This window comes from Arenimonas soli, from assembly GCF_014643775.1.
Lineage (GTDB): Bacteria > Pseudomonadota > Gammaproteobacteria > Xanthomonadales > Xanthomonadaceae > Arenimonas > Arenimonas soli.
In genome coordinates this window covers 25,199-45,269 of record NZ_BMKC01000001.1, presented here as the reverse complement: position 1 = coordinate 45,269, position 20,071 = coordinate 25,199, and the positions used below count along the sequence as shown (strand labels likewise).

The 20,071-nt window shown below is 68.5% G+C and carries 19 protein-coding genes; 10 read left to right on the top strand and 9 right to left on the bottom strand.

All coding sequences use genetic code 11. From position 1 onward, the window contains the following. The first annotated feature begins 30 nt into the window (after positions 1-30). Positions 31-507 (top strand): PA2169 family four-helix-bundle protein, encoded by a 477-nt coding sequence (locus IEX13_RS00220; RefSeq protein ID WP_188659754.1) that lies wholly within the window; start codon positions 31-33, stop codon positions 505-507. Positions 508-549: 42 nt separating this feature from the next. On the opposite strand, the gene IEX13_RS00215 is transcribed toward IEX13_RS00220, so the two are convergent. The 5 genes from IEX13_RS00215 to IEX13_RS00195 all read right to left on the bottom strand — a co-directional run bounded on the left by IEX13_RS00215 (position 550) and on the right by IEX13_RS00195 (position 4,525). Then, positions 550-1,368 (bottom strand): EcsC family protein, encoded by an 819-nt coding sequence (locus IEX13_RS00215; RefSeq protein ID WP_188659752.1) that lies wholly within the window; start codon positions 1,366-1,368, stop codon positions 550-552. Between the two features lie 10 nt (positions 1,369-1,378). Continuing rightward, positions 1,379-2,107, bottom strand: a complete 729-nt coding sequence (locus tag IEX13_RS00210; protein WP_188659749.1) for an energy transducer TonB — start codon at positions 2,105-2,107, stop codon at positions 1,379-1,381. Between the two features lie 10 nt (positions 2,108-2,117). Beyond that, positions 2,118-2,399, bottom strand: coding sequence for a putative signal transducing protein (locus IEX13_RS00205; RefSeq protein WP_188659746.1), 282 nt, complete (start codon positions 2,397-2,399; stop codon positions 2,118-2,120). An 897-nt stretch (positions 2,400-3,296) separates the two neighbouring features. After that, positions 3,297-4,037 (bottom strand): energy transducer TonB, encoded by a 741-nt coding sequence (locus tag IEX13_RS00200; RefSeq protein WP_188659743.1) that lies wholly within the window; start codon positions 4,035-4,037, stop codon positions 3,297-3,299. A gap of 167 nt (positions 4,038-4,204) precedes the next feature. Further along, positions 4,205-4,525 carry a putative signal transducing protein gene (locus tag IEX13_RS00195; RefSeq protein ID WP_188659740.1) on the bottom strand — a complete coding sequence of 107 codons (321 nt, stop codon included), beginning with the start codon at positions 4,523-4,525 and terminating at the stop codon, positions 4,205-4,207. Positions 4,526-4,728: 203 nt separating this feature from the next. Between IEX13_RS00195 and IEX13_RS00190 the strand changes: the two genes are divergently transcribed. Then, positions 4,729-5,097: an SH3 domain-containing protein gene (locus IEX13_RS00190; RefSeq protein ID WP_188659736.1), complete on the top strand. Its 369-nt coding sequence runs from the start codon at positions 4,729-4,731 to the stop codon at positions 5,095-5,097. A 21-nt stretch (positions 5,098-5,118) separates the two neighbouring features. Here IEX13_RS00190 and IEX13_RS00185 read toward each other — a convergent pair whose 3' ends face one another. The 4 genes from IEX13_RS00185 to IEX13_RS00170 all read right to left on the bottom strand — a co-directional run bounded on the left by IEX13_RS00185 (position 5,119) and on the right by IEX13_RS00170 (position 12,138). Continuing rightward, on the bottom strand, positions 5,119-8,031 hold the full coding sequence (locus IEX13_RS00185; RefSeq protein WP_188659733.1) for a bifunctional diguanylate cyclase/phosphodiesterase: 2,913 nt from the start codon (positions 8,029-8,031) through the stop codon (positions 5,119-5,121). A 341-nt stretch (positions 8,032-8,372) separates the two neighbouring features. Further along, positions 8,373-9,155, bottom strand: coding sequence for a TSCPD domain-containing protein (locus IEX13_RS00180; RefSeq protein WP_188659730.1), 783 nt, complete (start codon positions 9,153-9,155; stop codon positions 8,373-8,375). Between the two features lie 104 nt (positions 9,156-9,259). Continuing rightward, positions 9,260-9,934, bottom strand: coding sequence for a hypothetical protein (locus IEX13_RS00175; RefSeq protein WP_188659727.1), 675 nt, complete (start codon positions 9,932-9,934; stop codon positions 9,260-9,262). A 50-nt stretch (positions 9,935-9,984) separates the two neighbouring features. Beyond that, positions 9,985-12,138 (bottom strand): adenosylcobalamin-dependent ribonucleoside-diphosphate reductase, encoded by a 2,154-nt coding sequence (locus tag IEX13_RS00170; RefSeq protein WP_188659724.1) that lies wholly within the window; start codon positions 12,136-12,138, stop codon positions 9,985-9,987. A gap of 505 nt (positions 12,139-12,643) precedes the next feature. Between IEX13_RS00170 and IEX13_RS00165 the strand changes: the two genes are divergently transcribed. The 8 genes from IEX13_RS00165 (at position 12,644) to IEX13_RS00130 (ending at position 20,040) form a co-directional block, all read left to right on the top strand. Beyond that, positions 12,644-14,107, top strand: coding sequence for a Do family serine endopeptidase (locus tag IEX13_RS00165; protein WP_425489064.1), 1,464 nt, complete (start codon positions 12,644-12,646; stop codon positions 14,105-14,107). Positions 14,108-14,177: 70 nt separating this feature from the next. Then, complete coding sequence (locus IEX13_RS00160; protein ID WP_188659721.1) at positions 14,178-14,465, top strand: hypothetical protein; 288 nt, start codon at positions 14,178-14,180, stop codon at positions 14,463-14,465. Between the two features lie 9 nt (positions 14,466-14,474). Then, positions 14,475-14,927 (top strand): hypothetical protein, encoded by a 453-nt coding sequence (locus IEX13_RS00155; protein ID WP_188659719.1) that lies wholly within the window; start codon positions 14,475-14,477, stop codon positions 14,925-14,927. Then, positions 14,924-15,421, top strand: a complete 498-nt coding sequence (locus tag IEX13_RS00150; RefSeq protein ID WP_188659716.1) for a hypothetical protein — start codon at positions 14,924-14,926, stop codon at positions 15,419-15,421. The genes IEX13_RS00155 and IEX13_RS00150 overlap by 4 nt, the downstream gene beginning before the upstream one ends. Beyond that, positions 15,408-16,541 carry an AI-2E family transporter gene (locus IEX13_RS00145; RefSeq protein WP_188659713.1) on the top strand — a complete coding sequence of 378 codons (1,134 nt, stop codon included), beginning with the start codon at positions 15,408-15,410 and terminating at the stop codon, positions 16,539-16,541. The genes IEX13_RS00150 and IEX13_RS00145 overlap by 14 nt, the downstream gene beginning before the upstream one ends. 47 nt (positions 16,542-16,588) lie before the next feature. Further along, complete coding sequence (locus tag IEX13_RS00140) at positions 16,589-17,302, top strand: HAD family hydrolase (protein ID WP_188659710.1); 714 nt, start codon at positions 16,589-16,591, stop codon at positions 17,300-17,302. Then, positions 17,299-18,693, top strand: a complete 1,395-nt coding sequence (locus IEX13_RS00135; protein WP_188659707.1) for a leucyl aminopeptidase family protein — start codon at positions 17,299-17,301, stop codon at positions 18,691-18,693. The genes IEX13_RS00140 and IEX13_RS00135 overlap by 4 nt, the downstream gene beginning before the upstream one ends. 105 nt (positions 18,694-18,798) lie before the next feature. Further along, positions 18,799-20,040 (top strand): efflux RND transporter periplasmic adaptor subunit, encoded by a 1,242-nt coding sequence (locus IEX13_RS00130; RefSeq protein WP_188659704.1) that lies wholly within the window; start codon positions 18,799-18,801, stop codon positions 20,038-20,040. The last annotated feature ends 31 nt before the right edge of the window (positions 20,041-20,071 follow it).

Below are 20,071 nucleotides of genomic sequence, written 5' to 3'. Positions count from 1 at the left end.
GATCACCGGCCGCATCAAAGGAGAAATCCAATGACGACCAACAATGCCGATCTCCGCCAGGAAAAGGTGGAGACACTCAACGAACTTATCCAGGCCACCCGCGACAGCGCCGAGTTCTATGCCGACGCCGCCAAGGCCGTGAAGAATCCACAGCTGCGCTCGCTTTTCGACGACATGGCCGAGTCCAAGCAGGGACTGGTGGGCAGCATGGCGCGCGAAGTCCGCGCCGAAGCGGGCCAGCCCGCCACCGACGGCAGCCTGCGTGGCAGCCTGCACCAGTTCTATTCGACGCTGCGCGCCGAGATGGCCAAGGACCACGGCGACTATGCCTACGTCAAGGAACTCGAGAAGAGCGAGGACCGCCTGATGGCGGCCTTCCATGACGTCATCAAGCGCGACGACGCACCCAAGGCGGTCAAGGAGTCGCTGCTGAGCTACCTGCCCAAGGTGCAGCAGCACCACGACACCATGCGCGAACGGAAATGGGCCATGGAGGCCCGGCACTAAGCGCTGATATCAGCACAGGCATGGAAGCCCACGCGGGCCCGGTCATCCGGGCCCGTCTTGTTTGGAGGCCAGGCGCGCGTAGGCCGCACGCACCTCGTGAACGCCGTGTTCTCGTTCCAGCCGCCGCACGACGAAATGCCCGCGCGCCACCGACTGGAAGTGGCCAATGAAGATCAGGTTGAGCGTGGCGCCGGTGGCGGCGCCGATCAGCGGCGCGGCCTGGGCCAGCGCCTTTTGCGTGACCGGGATCGAAAAGCGGCTGGCGATGCCGTTCACCAGCTGCACCAGCGCCGGCGCGCTGCCGGTGCCCATGCCGCCGGCCACGTAGCGCGTGGCGGCCGTGACCTGCTGCGCCAGCGCCGCGCGCGTGGCGAAATAGCCCGACTCGGCGCCGTCGTCGTCGCTGCGGCGACCGCCCAGGGCCAGCACTTCCAGGCAGGCCATGCGGGTGTCCGGGTTGTCCGCGGATTCGCCTTCGCTGCGGGCGATGTCGGTGATCGAGCGCAGCATCGCAGCCGTGGTGATGGGCAGTTCCACCAGCAGGCCAGGCAGCCCGAAGAAACCACCGATGGCGCCGGTGCCGGCCACCGCGAACTTGTGCAGGCGCGGACTGGCGGTGTGTCCTGGCGCGGGCGTGCGCAGGGTGCGCCTGGCGGCGTCGAAGGCCGTTTCCACCGATTTGCGCGCGGCACGGTCGACCAGGCGCGCGGCCGGTCCCGGTAGCCGCGCCATCAGGCCCTCGATCGGTGCGCCGATCACGTTCGCCAGCTGCATGGCCAGGCCCGGCGATTCGAGCAGGCGCCGCGCCTCCGCCAGTTCGGCCTGGGCCTCGGGGGGCAACGGGCGAAGGATCTGCGTCATCGTCGGGCGATCACGGCCGGAAGCTTCCGTGGAAAATCTGTTTGGCGCTGAAAACCAGTTCCGGCGAATAGGCCGATTGCCCCGCGGCGCCGGGTTGGCCCGGATCGCGGGCCAATGGCGGCAGGTCGAAGCCTTCAATGTCCATGCCCACCTTTGAAAAGGCCATGGGCTGGTGCACCTGGGTGGCGATGGCGGCACCGTCCACCTCGACCGGATCGAAACGCAGGCTTCGCACCCGGTCCTCGAGCGCCTTGGGCAGTCCGGCCGGCAAACGCCCATCCAGGGGCAGGACCCTGATGTCCTGCGTGCGCCCTTCGGTGTTGACCGTGTAGGCAAGCACCATTCGTGCCGGTCGCGTGGGCGGCCGGATGCCACGCGGATAGAAGTGAGAATGCGGGCGCGGGCCCAGATGGGGCGATTCCAGGGCCACGGCGTAGCTGTCGTCCCGGGCCTGCAGGCGCAGGCCTGCCCGCATCCAGCTTCGCGAGGGCCGGCCCTGGCCCTGCACGCTGGCGGGTTCGAACTGCGTGGCACGCACCAGCGCGTCCGCTGGCTCCTTCAGGGCGTCGGGCAGCTTGTATTCCGGATCGAATTCAAACCCGGTGACCTGCCCCTGCCCGGACAGCGTCACCCAGCCGGCGATCCAGAAGTGGCGGCCCTGTTCGCCTTCATTCGCGGCGACCCGGGCGACCGCGAGCAGGCAAAGCAAACCCGCGAACAGCAGGAGCCGGCTCGTCATCGAGGGGGTCCTACGCGAGCAGGTCGACGTCATCATCCGGGGCCTGGTCGGCAAGACGCGTGAGTTCTTCCTCGTCGGGAATCTCGCCGGCGTCCCAGTCGGTGACGATGCCGCGGGCACGCTCGAGGTCGTCATCAGCCACGAGCACCTGCACCACGCCAATGGCCGGCAGTTCGCCGGCGGCACCGAGCAGCCCGGCGCCCGAGACCCGCGCCGGGATGCCGGCGCTGTGCAGCAAGTCGCAGACCAGCTGCGCGTCGATCAGGTTCTGGGCGTCATAGGCGGTTTTCATGGCTCCGACTCTAGGTCAATCAGGCCGGTTTGCCCATGCCATGCATCCGGGAGCGCGGCGCGAGCGCGATACGCTTCCTGTGCCGGCAGCCAATGCGTTCATGCAAGGCCGGGGGCTGTCAGCCGCAGGCATTCCGGATGGCGTCGCCATGGCGCCGCAGGCCGTCGTGAGTCACCTGCCTCAGGGGCTGCCGGCGATAGCGCGCGTCGGCGGCGCGCGCGGCCTGGCAGGCGGCCGAGTCCTCCTTTCGCACCCGCTGGCGCGACCCTCGCGAACGCAGGTCAGCCGAACCGGAAGGGCTGGTTGAAGCGGACGGTTGCCGCGTTCGTACAGACCGCGCTGGCTCCCGCTCAGGAGTCACCGGTCGCCGCCATTCCTGGCGGCTACCCGCAGGACACGGCGCGGACTGGAAACTGGGGTGGCCGGAAGCATCAACACACTTGTGCATCCAGTGGCCAGCGGGAGCCGGGCGAGGCGTTGCCGGTTGCGCCGGAGGCCGCGCCGGGGCGACAAGCGGCACGGGTTTGGCCGTCCTGGGTACCTGTTCCGCAAGCGGACGCCCGGTAGATACAGCGACATACGCGGCGGCACCCAAGATTGCCACCGCACCGGCAACACCCAGCACCCGCGCGAACGGCGGGTCGACCGGCTGCAGGCGACCGCGGGGATCGCGGCGCAATTCCGGCTTCGCGAATAGCGCAAAGGCGGCAGTGAGCACCGCCATGACAATGAATATCAGTGCCACGCCACGCTCGCCGCGGCCGATAAGGACGCCGGCGACCGCAAGGTCCACGAATGCCAAACCCAGTAGCAGCCCGAAGCTCTTCATCAATGCCCCCGTTCTTCCTGGAGGCTAAACGACGGAAGCGGCAGGATCGACCCGCGAATTTCTCGCGGTCAGGAGCCGGAAACCTCGTGTCTGGCAGGCTTCAGGCTCGCCAGGCGGATGCCCTCGTCGTTGGCGGTGCGGCCGGTGGCGGCGGGCGAGTCGGCCTTGATCCTGGCGCAGACGTTCTGGCGGCCCGGCGGGCAGAAGGTGACCGGTACGTGCCAGGAGGTGGCGACCGGCGCGCCCCCGACTTCTTCGATCAGCGGCTTCCAGTGCTGCATCACCTTCATGACTTCGGCCACGTACTCGTCGCGGTAGACCTGCGAATCCTCGAGCTTGCGACCGCCCTTCCACAGTGAAATCGCCGCCAGGCCCGAACGGTCCATGTCCACGCTGCCGTCGGCATTGAGCTCGATTCGCATCACCAGGTGGGCGCCATAGCCGCGCTGTGCCGCACGCGTGGGATAGACCGGGGGATCGAGCACGGCCTTGGCCGGCTCCACCTTGAGCGCCTTGGCGGAAACGCTGTCGTCGCCTTCGGGCTCGAAGCGCATCTGCACGACCAGATGGGTACGGCTGGGCGCCGCGCGGCCGTTGACCCGGGCCGGCTCGAACTCGACGCCGCGGGTGGCGCTCTCGGCCACCGACGCCAGCGCCTGCGGCAGTTCGCCCAGCGCCTGAGCCGCCACGACGCTGCCGCTGGCATCCACGTCCACGCGCACGACCACGGGGCGTTCGAAGGGCCTGTCCGCGGCCACGGCAGGCAGCGAGAACAGCACGGCGAAGAGCACGGGGAGCAGTCGGGTCATCGGGCATTCCTTGCGGGGCAAGGTTCGGACTCTATGCGACCCGCAGCATGCCAACCAGACAAGCAGGCACGACAATTCCGCAATCAGTCAGCAAACTGAACCCATGCACCGGAACTGTCCAGCATCACTGTACCGGGGCAAATATTGTTGTCTGCAGGGAGGGCGAATCAGGCCTGCTTGCCGGCCGTGTCGAAGAGGTTGAACACCGGCACGTTGGCTTCGATCTCGTGCGGGTCGTCGTCGAGGGCGACGCTGAATCCGTCGTCGTCGTTTTCGTCCGGCATGGTCTGCCATTCGTGGACCAGCTGGCGCGCTTCGCCGGCTTCGTCGTCCTCGACGACCACGCGGACCTGGCGGGTGGCGGCAATGCCCCCTTCGGGATCGGCCACGTTGGGGCCGAAAATGTGCGCGGCGATACCGGCGCTGACCAGCAGGTCCTGGACCAGCTGGGCGTCTAGCTCGTTCTCGGCGACGTAGATGGGCGTCATGCCGGTCCCTCTGGGAGTGGGTCCGGGGTCACATTTCGAGGCGAAAAGAGCGCGTAAACTGTGAACTGGTTCACAGTTTGCTGTATTTTCGGGCAGATGGTGTCCTGGGGCTGACCAACGGGGCGTTTCGTGGCCGTGGCCCCACCGTATGCTCGAAGGCACAGGGCTCCGGGTCGCGGGGCGAAGCAGGGGAAACGACCAGGATGTCGACGCTCAAGGCCATCAATGCGCAGGTCACCGGCGCGCAGGAAAGTCCCGATGCCATCCCGCTGACCCTCAGGCCCGGCGACGTGGTGCACGTGCGGCACGCCCACCCCGACCGCGAAGGTTATGTCTGGGCCGAAGACGGCCAGCTCAGCGCCGGCTGGATACCGCTGGACCTGGTGGACATGAACTCGGGCACGCCCAAGGCCAGTCGTGAGTACTGCAGCGCCGAGCTGACCGTCGAGCCGGGCGACAGCGTGCGCCTTATCTGGGAAGACCCCGCGCACGGGGCCTGCTGGTGCGAGGACCGGCACAGCGAACGTGGCTGGATCCGAAACGAAAACCTGAGGTTCGAGCCCCAGGGCTGAAGCCGCCGGGTTGGTGAGGCATCACTGGCGAGCCCAGGCATGCGCCGGCTGCGGCCGGCCGAACAGGTAGCCCTGGGCGTAGACGCACCCCATCGCGGCGAGTTTGTCGCGTTGTTCCTGCGTTTCCACGCCCTCGGCGACGATGTCCACCCCCAGCGCGTGTCCCAGGGCAAGGATGGCTTCCACGACCGCACAACTGCGGCGGGAGTCGTCGCCCGCCAAGGGCGTGATGAAGCTCCTGTCGATCTTGATCATCTTCAGCGGGAAGCGGTGCACGTGGCCGAGCGACGAGTAGCCGGTGCCGAAATCGTCCAGCGCGGCCTCGATCTTGGATTCGCGCAAGCGCAGCAGAACCGCCACCATGGCATCGGGATCCCCCAGCAGCATGCCCTCGGTCACCTCCAGGCGCAGGCTGGCCGGATCAAAACCCGCCTCCTTCGTTAGCGCGAGCATCCGGGTATCGAAGCCCGGTCGCTGGAAAAGCCGCGGCGACACATTCAGGGTGACGAAACGCCCGTCGACGGCCAGGTCCTTGCTGCACTTCATCGCCAGCGCGAACATCTGCCAGTCGATGGGTTCGATCAGCCCGCTCTCTTCGGCGACCTGCAGGAATTCCCCGGGTGCGAGCAAGCCACGCTCGGGATGGTCCCATCTCAACAGCGCTTCGTAGCCGACAATGCCGCCGTCGTCCAGGCGAACCAGCGGCTGGAAATGGGGGACGAACTGTTCCCCGGCCAAAGCCTCACGCAGGCCCTGCTCGAGGTTGAGCACGGTCATCGCATTGGACTGCATGACGGGATCGAACAGTTCGAATCGATTGCGCCCCCTCTCCTTGGCCCGGTAAAGGGCCTGGTCGGCCTCGTGCAGGACCGCGTCGGCGCCTCCTTCGGCCTTCTCCACAACGGTGATGCCGATGCTCGCCGATACCTTCAGGTTTCGTCCTCCCGCCGACAGGGGTGAGTCGAAGGCCTTGATGATTCGCTGGGCAACCTTGCTGGCCGTCTCCGGCAGCTGCACTTCCTCGAGCAGGATGCAGAATTCGTCGCCGGCCAGGCGGGCCACCAGGTCGGGTTCCCGGACGCAGCTGGCAAGCCGCTGCGAGGCTTCCTTCAACACCGCATCGCCAACGCCGTGGCCCAGGCTGTCGTTGATCAGCTTGAACCGGTCGATGTCCACGTAGAGAAGTCCAAAACGCCGGTTCCCAGCACGGCGAAGCTTGGCGATCGCCCGCTCCAGACGGTCACGCAGGTAGGCGCGGTTTGGCAGGTTGGTCAGCGAGTCGTGCATCACCTGGTGCTGGAGCCTGGCCTCGATCTCCTCGCGAACCGCGATCTGTTCCCGCAGCTCCGCGGTGCGGACCTCGACCCGGCGCTCCAGGTCGGCGTAGGCGTCGTGCAGCAGTTGGTTGGACCGACGACGCAGCAGCGTGCTCGCGATCTGGCGCGAGACGAATGTCAGGAGCTCGGCATCGCGCTGGTCGTAGTCGTCGCCCGCCTGATAGCTCTGCACCACCACCACGCCCATCGGGCCTTCGGGCCCCGGCAGCGGCACGCCAAGCCAGACCAGGGTCGGGGCGCCCACGAAGCTTCCCTCGATCTCTCCCGAAGCCATCAGCTGCTCTGCCCGGGCGGCATCCACCAGCTGGGGCTGGTTCGTGCGCAGCACATACTCGGTGAGCCCGCGCCCGAAGGAACGCGAGCCCCAATCGCGCTCGTGTTCGTCGACGACATAGGGAAACGACACCGTCGCGCCGTCATCCGACAGCAGCGCAATGTAGAAGTTCTTGGCGCTGATGAGGTCGCCAACGCTGGCATGCACCTCGCCGTAGAAGCCAGCGCTGGTCTCTTCGTTGCTGGCAAGTTCGGCGATGCGGTAGAGGGCGGCCTGGAGTCGCTCCCCCCGTTCGCGCTCGGTGACTTCCCGCCGCATGTCCTGGTTCGCCAGCGCGAGTTCGGCCGTGCGCTCCATGACCCGGCGCTCGAGGCGCTCGCGACCGTGGCGCCGCTCCAGCGCGGTCAGGATATGGTCGGCGACGAAGGCCAACAGCGACATTTCCGCCTGGGTGTAGCGGCCGGCCTGGTCATAGCTCTGCACGACCACGATGCCGCGAACCTCACCCTCGCGGATCATGGGTACGCCCAGCCAGTCCAGGCTGTCGGCGCCATGCAGGTGCAGGTGGCCGTCAACCTGCGTGGTCAGCTCCTGCAAGGTGCCCATCAAGGGTTTGCGTCCACGAACCAGGTGCCAGCTCAAGCCGCGTTCGATGCGGCTCAGCGGGATAACCTCGTCCTGGTCCGGCGCCTCCTGGTCGACGAGATCCACGAAGTAGAGGAAGCGCAGGCTGTCGTCGTGGTCGTCGTAGAGCGCGATGTAGAAGTTCTCGGCGTACATCAGTTCCGAGACGATGCGGTGCAGGTCGCGCAGCATCTCCGACATCTCCAGGTCGGACCCGGCCAGGTCAGCGATCGTATACAGCGCCCGCTGCAGCCGTTCCGCCTGTTCCGATTGTGCGACGCTGTCGAGCAGGCTGCGCGTGGCCAGCAGTTCCCCCATGCGCGCCCCGACCACGGCCAGGACCCCGGCCGGGGGAGCCTGGAAGCCGTCGGGACAAACGAGCGCCGCCACATGCGCGTGGCCGTCGTCGAAGATCGGCATTACCCGCGACCGGCGTTCCGGTTCCTGGCGGGACGCGGCGATCCCCTCGACGAGTTCGGCCGCCCGTCCTGGGTCCGGCGGCCCGGAAAGACTCTCGAGTGCCGTCGGCCATTGGGTCGACCATACGACGGACGGCCCTTCGCCGGTCTGCGCGCCCCCGATCAGGTCGAGAAGGACAGAGGCTACCTGGGCAGGAGATCCGGCACCCAGCAGTCGAACCGCGAGGCGGGTATCCGGCGCCCCGGTGTCGATTGCGTTGGCGGCATCCTGCGGTTGCATGCTGTGGCCCACCTCCGAGATCTGCGCGGATTCCGGGAGACGCCGGAGTAGCTGCAAGACCCGGATCTACTCAGGCCGGGCGACCCGCGTCGCCCACTTCCTTCGGCCTTTGCGCCGCCTCTCCATGACAAAGCATAGGCCGGTGCTTGCAGCTCAAGCGTGACCTGTTTCCCGGAACGACCCCTGCCATCCCCGGCATCGAGCCGGGAGACGGCGGGCCAGCGGGCATTCCCGCCCGAATCGACGGTCTTTCGCAGGCACTACGGGACCATGATTGATGGCGGACGATGAGGCGCCGATGAATGGCCGCCGACAGCAGGAAGCCAGCGCGTTTCAGCCGCTCAGCCGCACTTGGAGTACCCGCAGTTCAGGCAGGTCGCGCAGCCGTCCATCAGCACGGTGGCCTTGGTGTTGCACTTGTTGCACATGGTCGCGCTGGGCGGGAAGGACGTGCCCTCGCCGGTGACCTGCACCGCCTCGTCGGCGCGCGCGGCGCCTTCGGTGCCGGCACCGGCGGGGGCCGCCGCTTCACCCGACTTCTTCTTGGCCCGAGCCTCGAACGCAGCGCGCTTCTCGGCGATCAGGCGCTTCTGTTCTTCGCCCAGTTCGGGGTCGAGGATCATGCCGATGGACTTGAGGTGTTCTTCGACCACCGAGCCGATCTCGGCGACGATCGACGGCATGTACACGCCGCCGGCCTTGAAGTAGCCGCCGCGCGGGTCGAACACGGCCTTCATTTCGTCGACCAGGAAGGTGACGTCGCCACCCTTGCGGAACACGGCGCTCATGATGCGGGTAAGCGCCACGATCCACTGGAAGTGGTCCATGTTCTTGGAGTTGATGAACACCTCGAACGGACGACGCAGCTCGTGTTCCGTGCCCGGGTTGAGCACGATGTCGTTGATCGTCACGTACATGGCGTGTTCGACCAGCGGCGACTTGATCTTGTAGGTCGAGCCGATGAGCACGTCGGGGCGCTCGACCTTTTCGTGCATCTGGATGATGTTCGATTCCGGCTCCGGCACGGCCACGGGAGCGACGGCAGGCGCAACGGGGGCCTTGGCCTTGTCTTCCGGCTTCTGGACCGCGTATCCCTTGATTTTCTTGCTGATCTTGATGGCCATGCTGGTTTCTTTCCGCTTATGCAGTTCTGTGGGTTACTTGCCCGGAGCCCCCCGCCGCCGGGCGGCGGGGGGACGGGTGTGACAATCGGGACAGCCGCTAGGCTTTAGCGCTTCCTGGCAACCTTTCGGGCCGTCTTCTTGCGGGCCGCCTTTTTCGCGGCGACCTTCCTCTTGGCGGTGGTCTTCCTGGCCACGGCCTTCTTCTTCACGGCGACCTTCTTCGCCGCGACCTTGCGCTTGGCCGTCGTCTTCTTGGCGGCGGCCTTCTTCTTCACCGCCACCTTCTTGCCGGCGACCTTGCGCTTGGCGGTCGTCTTCTTCGCGGCCGCCTTCTTCTTCACGGCCACCTTCTTGCCGGCGACCTTGCGCTTGGCCGTGGTCTTCTTGGCGGCGGCCTTCTTCTTCACCGCGACCTTCTTGCCGGCAACCTTGCGCTTGGCCGTGGTCTTCTTGGCCGTGGCCTTCTTCTTGGTCGCAGCCTTCTTTTTCTTGGCCGTGGCCTTCTTGCCCGCGACCCTGTCTTCGACGGCCTTCACCGCGGCGCCGACCTTCTTCTTGGCGCCCTTGACGGCCTTCTTGACCGCCTTGCCGGCGTCGGACTTCTCGGCCTTCCTGACCTGCGCCTTGGCCTTCTTGATCACCGGGGCCGCCTTCTTCCTGGCCGCCTTCATCGCCGCCTCGGCCCGGTCGGCGATGGCGCCGCCGATTTCCTGCGCTTTGTCGCTGACGCTGCCAGCGGCACTGGACAGGGCCGCCGTGACACCATTGCCGTTACTCATACCGCTCTCCTCGTCTACGGAAACCGCGGCGGGGCGCCGCGGGGCTAACCTCAGAACTTGCCGTAATACCCTTCCTTGAGGGCGTCGAACAAGTTGGCCGCGGTATGCAACTCGCCGTCGTATTCGATTTCCTCGTTGCCCTTGGCCTCGACCACGGTGCCGTCCTCGAGCTCGAAGCGGTAGGTGGTGTTCTCCAGGTCGGTTTCCTTCACCAGCACGCCCTGGAAGGCGGCCGGGTTGAACCTAAAGGTGGTGCAGCCCTTCAGGCCCTGCTTGTGGGCGTAAAGGTAGATGTCCTTGAAGTCCTCGTACGGGTAGTCCGTCGGGACGTTGGCGGTCTTGGAAATGGACGAATCGATCCACTTCTGCGACGCCGCCTGGATGTCCACGTGCGCCTTGGGCGTGATGTCGTCGGCCGATATGAAGTAGTCCGGCAGGCGGGTTTTTTCGTCGGCGCTGAACGGCATCGCCTCGGGATTGACCAGGGTGCGGTAGGCCAGCAGCTCGAAGCTGAAGACCTCGACCTTTTCCTTGGACTTCTTGCCTTCGCGGATCACGTTGCGGCTGTAGTGGTGGGCGAAGCTGGGCTCGATGCCGTTGGAGGCGTTGTTGGCCAGCGACAGCGAGATCGTGCCGGTCGGCGCGATCGAACTGTGGTGGGTGAAGCGCGCGCCGGATTCGGCGAGCTCCTTCACCAGCTCGGGCGCGACCGAGGACACGCGCTGCATGTAGCGCGAATACAGGGCGTGCAGCTGGCGGCCCTTGATGGTCTGGCCGAGCTTCCAGCCGTCCTTCTTCATTTCCGGGCGCTTGCGCAGCATCTCGGCGGTGACTTCGAAGTCCTCGTCCATGATCGGCGCCGGGCCCTTTTCCTTGGCCAGGCTGAGCGCGACTTCCCAGCCGGCCAGGGCCATTTCGCGGCTCACCTGTTCGGTGAACTTCACCGAATCGGGCTCGCCGTATTTCATGCGCAGCATGGTGACGGTGCTGCCCAGGCCCAGGAAACCCATGCCGTGGCGGCGCTTGCGCATGATTTCCTTGCGCTGCTGTTCCAGCGGCAGGCCGTTGACCTCGACCACGTTGTCGAGCATGCGGGTGAACACGCGCACGACTTCCTTGTACTCGTCCCAGTCGAAGCTGGCCTTGTCGGTGAACGGGTCGCGCACGAACTTGGTGAGGTTCACCGAACCGAGCAGGCAGGCGCCGTAGGGCGGCAGCGGCTGTTCGCCGCAGGGGTTGGTGGCGCGGATGGTTTCGCACCACCAGTTGTTGTTCATCTCGTTGACGCGGTCGATCAGGATGAAGCCCGGCTCGGCGAAGTCGTAGGTGGACGCCATGATGCGGTTCCACAGCTGCTGGGCGCGGATGTGGCCGTAGATCTTGCAGGCCACCATGCCGTCTTCTCGGGACACGTAGTTCTCGGAATGCGGCCAGTCGCGCCACACGACCTGCTTGGGGTCGTTGACGTCCACGTCGCCCTTTTCCTTGATGTTCACCGGGAACACCAGCGGCCAGTCGGTGTCGGCTTCGACGGCCTGGATGAACTCGTCGGTGACCAGCAGCGAGAGGTTGAACTGGCGCAGGCGGCCGTCCTCGCGCTTGGCGCCGATGAATTCCTTCACGTCCGGGTGGGCGACGTCGAAGGTGCCCATCTGGGCGCCGCGGCGACCGCCGGCCGAGGACACGGTGAAACACATCTTGTCGTAGATATCCATGAACGACAGCGGGCCCGAGGTGTAGGCGCCGGCGCCGGACACGTAGGCGCCGCGCGGGCGCAGGGTGCTGAACTCGTAGCCGATGCCGCAGCCGGCCTTGAGGGTCAGGCCGGCCTCGTGGACCTTGCCCAGGATGTCGTCCATCGAGTCGGTGATGGTGCCCGACACGGTGCAGTTGATGGTGCTGGTGGCCGGCTTGTGCTCGAGCGCGCCGGCATTGGACGTGATGCGGCCGGCCGGGATGGCACCGCGGCGCAGCGCCCAGAGGAAGCGTTCGTACCAGTACTTGCGCTTCTCGGCCGTGGGTTCGGCGTCGGAAAGCGCGCGCGCGACGCGCTGGTAGGTGTGGTCGATGGTGGCATCCACCGGTTCGCCACGCTTGGTCTTGAGGCGGTACTTCTTGTCCCAGATGTCCTGGGACGCCGGCTGCATTTCGATTTCCTGCGCCGCTTTGCTCTTCGTTACCGCCTCCAGGCGAACCGTGCTCATAAGTCCTTTCTTCCTCCCGGGGCGCCCCCTCGGGAAGGGCGCCTTTGTCTGCGTTCTTATCGGGTCCAGCCGGCCCGGAATCCGGGGGAAGCGTCACCCGCCCGCGGGACCCTGCCCCGTGGCTCGTGTGATGTCCGTCCCGGTTTCCGCATGCCGTCTCGCCTTCGCGTCGTACTTGCCTGCCACCCCGCGCCTTGAACCCAAGGCCTTGGGGCCGCCCCCCGCTGCCAGGCACAAGATGTAGTGGCAACGGTAGGCAAAACTACCCCTGCCCGGGGGGGCTGTCAACCGCCGGAAACATTCGCCGCCGGACGGGAAATCCCAATGCCATCAACCATTTCCATGTTTGACCTGCGCTTGTCCTGAAATTCTCCCGGTCGACGTTGGAGGCGCCCGCCGGGGGCCGTCCCGGGGCCCGCCGGGACCCGGGCCACCCCTTGTCCAGCCGCCGTTTGGACGCATTCTGGTATGAATCGCGGGCTCTGCCCCCGCCCCGGAGACCTGCCTGATGCGTTTGCCCACCGTCGCCGCCCTGCTGATCGCCGCCCTGGCCGGTGCCGGGGCCGCCCACTGGCTGGCCCAGCCGGCCGGGACCGGAGCCGCCGCCCCGTCGATGCCGCCCAGCCGCGGCGACCAGGCCCTGGAACGCGCCGCCGAACTGGCCCTGCCGCGCGCGGCCCATGCCGCCCTGCCGGTCGAGGTGGACGGGGTCGCCCTGCCCTCGCTGGCGCCGATGCTCGAACAGGTGACCCCGGCGGTGGTGAACATCTACAGCCGCCAGGTCGTGCGCGTGCGCAATCCGCTGGCGGAACTGTTCGGCATGCCGGGCATGCCCCAGCAGCGCAGCCAGCAGTCCCTGGGTTCGGGCGTCATCGTCGATGCCGAACGTGGCCTGGTGCTGACCAACCACCACGTCATCGAAAACGCCGACGAGGTGTCGGTCACCCTGGCCGACGGCCGCACCTTCGAGGCCGAGTTCATCGGCTCCGACCCCGACACCGACATCGCCGTCATCCGCATCCCGGCCGAAGAGCTGGTGGCCATCGCGCTCGCCGATTCGGCCAGCCTGCGGGTCGGCGACTTCGTGGTGGCCGTGGGCAACCCCTTCGGCCTGGGCCAGACGGTCACCAGCGGCATCGTTTCGGCCGTGGGCCGCAGCGGCCTGCAGGGCCTGGGCTACCAGAACTTCATCCAGACCGACGCCTCGATCAACCCGGGCAACTCCGGCGGTGCCCTGGTCAACCTGCGCGGGGAACTGGTGGGCATCAACACCGCCAGCTTCAACCCGCGCGGCAGCGCCGCCGGCAACATCGGCCTGGGTTTCGCCATTCCCGCCAACCTGGCCGACGAGGTCAAGCGCCAGCTGCTGGCCTACGGCGAAGTGCGTCGCGGCAGCCTGGGCCTGGACAGCGAAGACCTGAACCCGCGCCTGGCCGAACAGCTGGGCCTGCCCGCCAACCAGCGCGGCGCCGTGGTCACCCGGGTCTACCGCGGCAGCCCCGCCGAAGCCGCCGGCGTGCGCCCGGGCGACCTGGTCGTGGCCGCCAACGGCACCCGCGTGGACAGCGCCCAGGCCCTGCGCAACCTCGAAGGCCTGCTGCCCGTGGACGAACAGGTGCGCCTGGACCTGCTGCGCGAAGAGCGCCGGCTCAGCGTGCAGGCCGTGCTGAAGGCGCGCACCACCGAAATCGACGGCGCCGACATCGACCCGCGCCTGGCCGGCGCGACCCTGGCCGAACTGCCTGAACGGTTCCGCCAGCGCGGCTGGTATGGCGTGGTCGCCAGCAAGGTGGATGCCGGCAGCCGCGCCGCCCGCAGCGGCCTGCGCCCCGGCGACTACATCCTGGGCGTCAACCAGCGCCGCGTCGACGACCTGCAGGCGTTCCGCGACCGCATGCAGGACCCGCCGCGGGCCCTGCAGCTGGACGTGCGCCGGGGTGGCCGCACCGGCTTCCTGCGCATGGAGTGAGGCCGCGCCGCCGCCGGCTTACGGTGTAAGGTGGATACGTCGTCAATTGGTCGTCCCTGAGGAGCCCCCCATGAGTCCTGCGCAGCAAGCAAATGCCCGTCACATCGACCAGGCCAAGGAAAACCTGGGCGACGCCCGCGACGCCCTCAAGTCCGGCGTCGACGAAGCCCTGGAAGCCGGCGCCGCCGCCGCGTCCGAGGCGCGCGCCGAAATCAACGAACAGCTCGAAGGCCTGATGGAACAGGGTCGCGGCATGCTCAACCAGGCCGAAGACCTGATCCGCAGCAAGCCGCTGGCGTCCTTCGGCGTCGCCTTCGCCGCCGGTTACCTTGTCGCCGCGCTGACGCGCCGCAAGTAAGCCCACGCCATGACCGACGCGGATCCGCGCGCCGGCGAAGGCGCTGGCAAGCTCGGCGACGACGCGCATGCGGTGCTTTCCGCCGCCAGTTCCACCGCCAGCGCCTACGTGGGCACGCTGCGGGCGCTGCGCGAGCTGTTCCTGGCCGAAGTCGGGCTCGCCCGCCACGCGCTGACCCAGGCCATGGTGCTGCTGATGCTGGCCACGGTCATGGTGGCCACCACCTGGGGCCTTCTGACGGCCCTGATCGTGGCCGGCATCCGCGCCACCGGCGCGTCCTGGCCGCTGGCGATCGCGGTGCCGCTGCTGCTGAGCGTGCTCATCGGCGCCGCCGCCGCCTGGCGCGCACACGGCCTGATGCGGCACCTGGATTTCGAAGCCACCCGCCGGCAGGTCAAGCTGGGCCTCAAGGGCCTGCCCTCCGAACCGCCGTCCGCCGGCGATGACGAGACCACCCCGTGAAACTGAGCGAACGCCTGGCCGCCGTGCACGACGCCGAAACGCACTGCGTCCAGCGCCGGCAGCAGATCAGCGATTCACGCGAACACCTTCGCCGCGAACTTCACCGCAGCGCCACGCCCACGCGCATCCTGGTGTCCGGCGTGGCCCTGGGCTTCGCGGTCGGCCTGAAGGAACCCAAGGACGCGCACCAGTCGCTGGCCGGCAAGGTGCTCGGCGGCCCGGTGTTTTCGATGGTGCTCGAAGCGGTGCTGCCGGGCCTGCTGGCGGGCATCACCGCGGCGGCCGGCCTGCAGTCGGCCGAAGAAGAAGACATGGCCGAAGACACCGGCGAAGAAGAAGCGGACGCCCAGGCGCAGGCCGAAGCAGAAGCCGAGGCCGCGGCCCAAGAAGCCGCCGAGGCCGAAGAAGCCGCGGAAAAAGCGGCGGTGAAAGCCGCCGCGGCCAGGAAGGCGCGGGCCGCGAAGGCAGCTAGGGCTCGCCGTGGCACGGCGTAGGCGCCCGGGCGGCGACATCGGGCCCGGCCCCGGACCGGGGGAAGCCGCGCCGCCGGCCGCGCCGCGTCCCGAAGCCGCGTCCGGACCGGCGCAGCGTCGCGCGCAGGCGCGGCCGATGTGGCTGCTGGTCATCGCGGCGCTGCTCTACACCTGCTACCTGGCCAGCAGCCTGATCCTGCCGATCGTGCTGGCTGGCTTCTTCGCGCTGCTGCTGGCCCCGCTGATGCGGCGTGCACCCCTGCGCTGGCTGCCGCGTGCGGTGTCGGCGGGCTTGCTGGTGGTGGCGATGCTGGGAACCATCGGCGCCGTGGGCACCTTCCTGGCGGCGCCGGCGGCCGACTGGGTGCGCAAGGTGCCGTTCGTGATGCGCGACGCGGCGCCCAAGCTGCAGCAGATGATCGAACCCTTCAACCAGGCCAGCCGCGCCCGCGAGTCGCTGGGCAGCCTGACCAAGGAGGCCAGCGGCGGCAACGGCGCCGTGGTGGTGCAGCCGCCGCAGCCGGACCTGATCGAAGCCATCCCCGGCGTCCTGGGCCCGATCCTGGCGGTGATCCTGCTGACCTTCAGCTTCCTGGTGTTCGGCGACGACGTGCTGCGCAAGCTGCTGGCCCTGCGGCCGACGCGGGCGCACAAGAAGCTCACCGCCGGCATCGTGCAGCAGATCCAGTCCGACCTGTCGCGCTACATGCTCACCATCAGCGCCACCAGTTCGATCCTGGGCCTGGCCACGGTGGGCTGGCTGTGGTGGCTGGGCGTGCCCGACCCGCTGCTGTGGGGCGTGCTGGCCGCCGGCCTGAACCTCACGCCGATCGTCGGCCCGCTGGTGATGTTCCTGCTGCTGTCGCTGGTCGGCCTGTCGCAATTCGACTCGATCGGCGCGGCGATGCTGCCGGCTTTCGGCTTCATCGGCCTGAACCTGCTCGAGAGCCAGCTGCTTACCCCGCTGGTGCTGGGCCGCACGATGCACATCAACCCGCTGGCGATCATCCTGTGGCTGATGCTGTGGGGCTGGCTGTGGGGCGTGCCGGGCCTGCTGGTGGCGGTACCGATGCTGGTGTGCCTGAAGATCATTGCCGACCACGTCGAGGACTGGAAGGGCTGGTCGCGGCTGCTGGAGTGAGCCCGGCTTCACGGGCCGCTGCCGGGGCTGCGCGCTATCATCCACGGGTGGAAACGCTGCCCCGGGCACTCAGCCTCGACCTCGACGACACCCTTTGGCCGATCTGGCCCTCGATCGAACGCGCCGAACGCGCGCTCGACGCCTACCTGCGCGAACACTGCCCGCGCACGGCCAACCGGTTCCCGGTGCACCGCATGCGCCGGCTGCGCGAGGAAGTGGCGGCCGAACACCCGCACCTGGTGCACGACTTCACCCGGCAGCGGCTCATCTCGCTGCAACTGGCGCTGGAGCGTTCGGGCGACGACGTGTCCCGCGCCGACGAGGCCTTCGAAGCCTTCTTCGCCAGCCGCAACCAGGTCGAGTTCTACCCCGACGCGCTGGCCGCCCTGGCCCGGCTGTCGGCGCGCTGGCCGGTGGCCGCGCTCACCAACGGCAACGCCGACCTGGCGCGCATCGGCATCGATGGCCATTTCCAGTGTTTCATCAGCGCCCGCGACCAGGGCCACGCCAAGCCCGACACCCCGATCTTCCTGGCCACCTGCGAACGCCTCGGCCTGGAACCAGCCCAGGTGCTGCACATCGGCGACGACCCGCTGCTGGACGTCATGGGCGCCCGCCGGGCCGGCCTGCGCAGCTGCTGGATCAACCGCAAGAAAGATTCCTGGCCCCTGGGGCTGCCCCGACCCGACCTGGAATTCGCTACGCTAGCCGGTCTCGCCGACTGGCTTGAATCCCACCCCGACGCCACGGAGCCCCGATGAACCTGCCCGCCTGCTTCGACCGCCCTGCGTCCGCCGACGGCGCCCTGCCGCTGGTACTGGTCGGGCGCGACGGCCTGGCGGCCTGGCGCGACGCGCAGCCGGCGCCGGTGCAGGCCTGGCTGCGGGCGAACGACTTCAGCGGCCAGCCCGGCGCGCCGCTGCTGGTGCCGGGCGCCGACGGCCAGCCGGCCTTCGCCCTGGCCACCGTGGCCGATGCGGCCGACCCGCTGGCGCTGGCGCACCTGCCGCAGATGCTGCCGCCGGGCAGCTACCGCCTGGCCGACGCCAACCCGCAGGCCGTCGATCCGGCGCTGGCGGTGCTGGGCTGGGGCCTGGGCAGCTACCACTTCGGCCGCTACCTCAAGCCCAGCCGCGAACCGGCGCGGCTGGTGCTGCCCGCGGACGACGACGCAGTCGCCGAAGCCCTGGCCCAGATCGAGGCCGCCGGCCTGGTGCGCGACCTGATCAACACCCCCACCGAACACATGGGCCCCGCCGAACTCGAGGCCACGGCCACCGAACTGGCGCGGACCCACGGCGGCGAAACCCGCTGCGTGGTCGGCGACGCCCTCACCGACCAGAACTTCCCGGCCATCCACGCCGTCGGCCGCGCCAGCCACCGCGCGCCGCGCCTTATCGAACTCACCTGGGGCGACCCCGCCCACCCGCGCCTGGCCATCGTCGGCAAGGGCGTGTGCTTCGACACCGGCGGCCTGGACATCAAGGGCTCCGACGGCATGCGCAACATGAAGAAGGACATGGGCGGCGCCGCGCACGCGCTGGGCCTGGCCAAGCTGGTGATGGCGCGCAAGCTGCCGGTGTTCCTGCAGCTACTGGTGCCGGCGGTCGAAAACGCCATCGGCCCCAACGCATTCCGCCCCGGCGAAGTACTGGCCACCCGCCAGGGCCTGAGCGTGGAAGTGGACAACACCGACGCCGAAGGCCGGCTGGTGCTGTGCGACGCACTCACCTACGCCGCCGAAGGCAAGCCGGCGCTGCTGATGGACTTCGCCACGCTCACCGGCGCCGCGCGCATCGCGCTGGGCCCCGACCTGCCGGCGCTGTTCGCCAACGACGACGGCATCGCCGCCGATTACCTCGCGGCCGGCGAAGCCAGCCGCGACCCGCTGTGGCGCATGCCGCTGTGGCGTCCCTACCTGCATTACCTCAAGTCCAATGTCGCCGACCTGGCCAATTCCGGCGCCACGCGCATGGCCGGAAGCATCACCGCGGCCCTGTACCTCGAGCGTTTCGTGCCCGAAGGCCAGCCCTGGACCCACGTGGACGTGTACTCCTGGAACGACAACACGCGACCGGGCAAACCCGCCGGCGGCGAAGCCCAGGGCTTGCGCGCGGCCTGGGGCCTGCTGTGCAAACGATTCCGTGGCTGAGGCCGGCGCAGGTGACACTCGTCACCTGCAAAAACTAACTTCCGGCACCTTGGTCGTCGACGGGCGGCGGGTACACTGCACGCCTGCCACCGGAAACCATCTGCCATGCCTGCTTCGTCGGACCTGATCAAGGAACTTCGCATCGACCGCAATGCGTCCGCCGCGCCCAAGCCGGCGCGCGGGCGCGGTGCCTGGCCCTGGCTGGCCGGCGCCGCGCTGCTGGTGCTGGGCGCCATGGCATTCTGGCTGCTGCGCGAAGAGGCCGTGCCGGTGCGCGTGGCCACCGCCGAAGCGGAAACCTCGGCGGCTGCCTCGGCCGGCACCTCGGTGCTCGACGCCAGCGGTTACGTCACCGCCCGCCGCATCGCCACGGTGTCCTCGAAGATCACCGGCAAGGTGGACGAGGTGCTGATCGAAGAAGGCCAGGTCGTCGAAGCCGGCGAAGTCATGGCCCGGCTCGAGGCCACCGACGCCCAGGCCCAGCAGGACCTGGCCCAGGCCCGGCTGGAGGCCGCACGCAACGACGCCAGCCGCGCCGACGCGCAGCTCAAGCTTGCCCGGCAGACGCTGGCCCGAACCCGCGACATGGCCGCGCAAAAGCTCGTCGCCGTCGCCGCGCTCGACCAGGCCCAGGGCGAACACGATGCGCTGGTCGCGCAGGGCCAGTCGGCCCGCAGCAACATCCGCGTGGCCGAACAGTCCCTGGCGCTGGCGCGCATCGGCGTGGACAACACCGTCGTGCGTGCGCCCTTCGCCGGCGTGGTCACCGTCAAGGCCGCCCAGCCGGGCGAGATGATTTCCCCGATTTCCGCCGGCGGCGGCTTCACCCGCACCGGCATCGGCACCGTGGTGGACATGGACTCGCTGGAAATCCAGGTGGACGTCAACGAAGCCACCATCGGCCGCGTGAAGCCGGGCCAGAAGGTCGAAGCCGTGCTCAACGCCTACCCCGACTGGCGCATCCCGGCCGAAGTGATCGCCATCGTGCCCACCGCCGACCGCAGCAAGGCCACCATCAAGGTGCGCATCGCCCTGCTCGAACGCGACCAGCGCGTGGTGCCCGACATGGGCGTGCGCGTGTCCTTCCTGGAAGATGCGCCGCCGGCAGGCGCGAATGCGCCGGTCGCCACCGGGGTCACCGTGCCCGCCGAGGCGATCGTGCAGCGCGAGGGCCGCACCGTCGCTTTCGTCGTGCGCGAGGACCGCGCCAGCCAGCGCGAAGTGCAGGTGGCCGATGCCCGCGACGGGCGCAGCCGCGTCGGCCGCGGGCTGGCAGTGGGTGAGAAGGTCGTGCTTGCACCGCCGGCGGAGCTGGCGGACGGGGCGAAGGTCCTGGTGCAGGACTAGGTTCCAAGGCTTCGGGGCCCAGGCCCCTCCT

Excerpts from the sequence above, each read along its gene's own strand:
- IEX13_RS00170 (WP_188659724.1), bottom strand. The coding sequence starts at position 12,138 with ATGAGCACGGTTCGCCTGGAGGCGGTAACGAAGAGCAAAGCGGCGCAG.
- IEX13_RS00210 (WP_188659749.1), bottom strand. The coding sequence starts at position 2,107 with ATGACGAGCCGGCTCCTGCTGTTCGCGGGTTTGCTTTGCCTGCTCGCG.
- IEX13_RS00180 (WP_188659730.1), bottom strand. The coding sequence starts at position 9,155 with ATGGCCATCAAGATCAGCAAGAAAATCAAGGGATACGCGGTCCAGAAG.
- IEX13_RS00205 (WP_188659746.1), bottom strand. The coding sequence starts at position 2,399 with ATGAAAACCGCCTATGACGCCCAGAACCTGATCGACGCGCAGCTGGTC.
- IEX13_RS00200 (WP_188659743.1), bottom strand. The coding sequence starts at position 4,037 with ATGACCCGACTGCTCCCCGTGCTCTTCGCCGTGCTGTTCTCGCTGCCT.
- IEX13_RS00160 (WP_188659721.1), top strand. The coding sequence starts at position 14,178 with ATGAGTCCTGCGCAGCAAGCAAATGCCCGTCACATCGACCAGGCCAAG.
- IEX13_RS00195 (WP_188659740.1), bottom strand. The coding sequence starts at position 4,525 with ATGACGCCCATCTACGTCGCCGAGAACGAGCTAGACGCCCAGCTGGTC.
- IEX13_RS00175 (WP_188659727.1), bottom strand. The coding sequence starts at position 9,934 with ATGAGTAACGGCAATGGTGTCACGGCGGCCCTGTCCAGTGCCGCTGGC.
- IEX13_RS00135 (WP_188659707.1), top strand. The coding sequence starts at position 17,299 with ATGAACCTGCCCGCCTGCTTCGACCGCCCTGCGTCCGCCGACGGCGCC.
- IEX13_RS00190 (WP_188659736.1), top strand. The coding sequence starts at position 4,729 with ATGTCGACGCTCAAGGCCATCAATGCGCAGGTCACCGGCGCGCAGGAA.
- IEX13_RS00130 (WP_188659704.1), top strand. The coding sequence starts at position 18,799 with ATGCCTGCTTCGTCGGACCTGATCAAGGAACTTCGCATCGACCGCAAT.
- IEX13_RS00215 (WP_188659752.1), bottom strand. The coding sequence starts at position 1,368 with ATGACGCAGATCCTTCGCCCGTTGCCCCCCGAGGCCCAGGCCGAACTG.
- IEX13_RS00185 (WP_188659733.1), bottom strand. The coding sequence starts at position 8,031 with ATGCAACCGCAGGATGCCGCCAACGCAATCGACACCGGGGCGCCGGAT.
- IEX13_RS00220 (WP_188659754.1), top strand. The coding sequence starts at position 31 with ATGACGACCAACAATGCCGATCTCCGCCAGGAAAAGGTGGAGACACTC.
- IEX13_RS00155 (WP_188659719.1), top strand. The coding sequence starts at position 14,475 with ATGACCGACGCGGATCCGCGCGCCGGCGAAGGCGCTGGCAAGCTCGGC.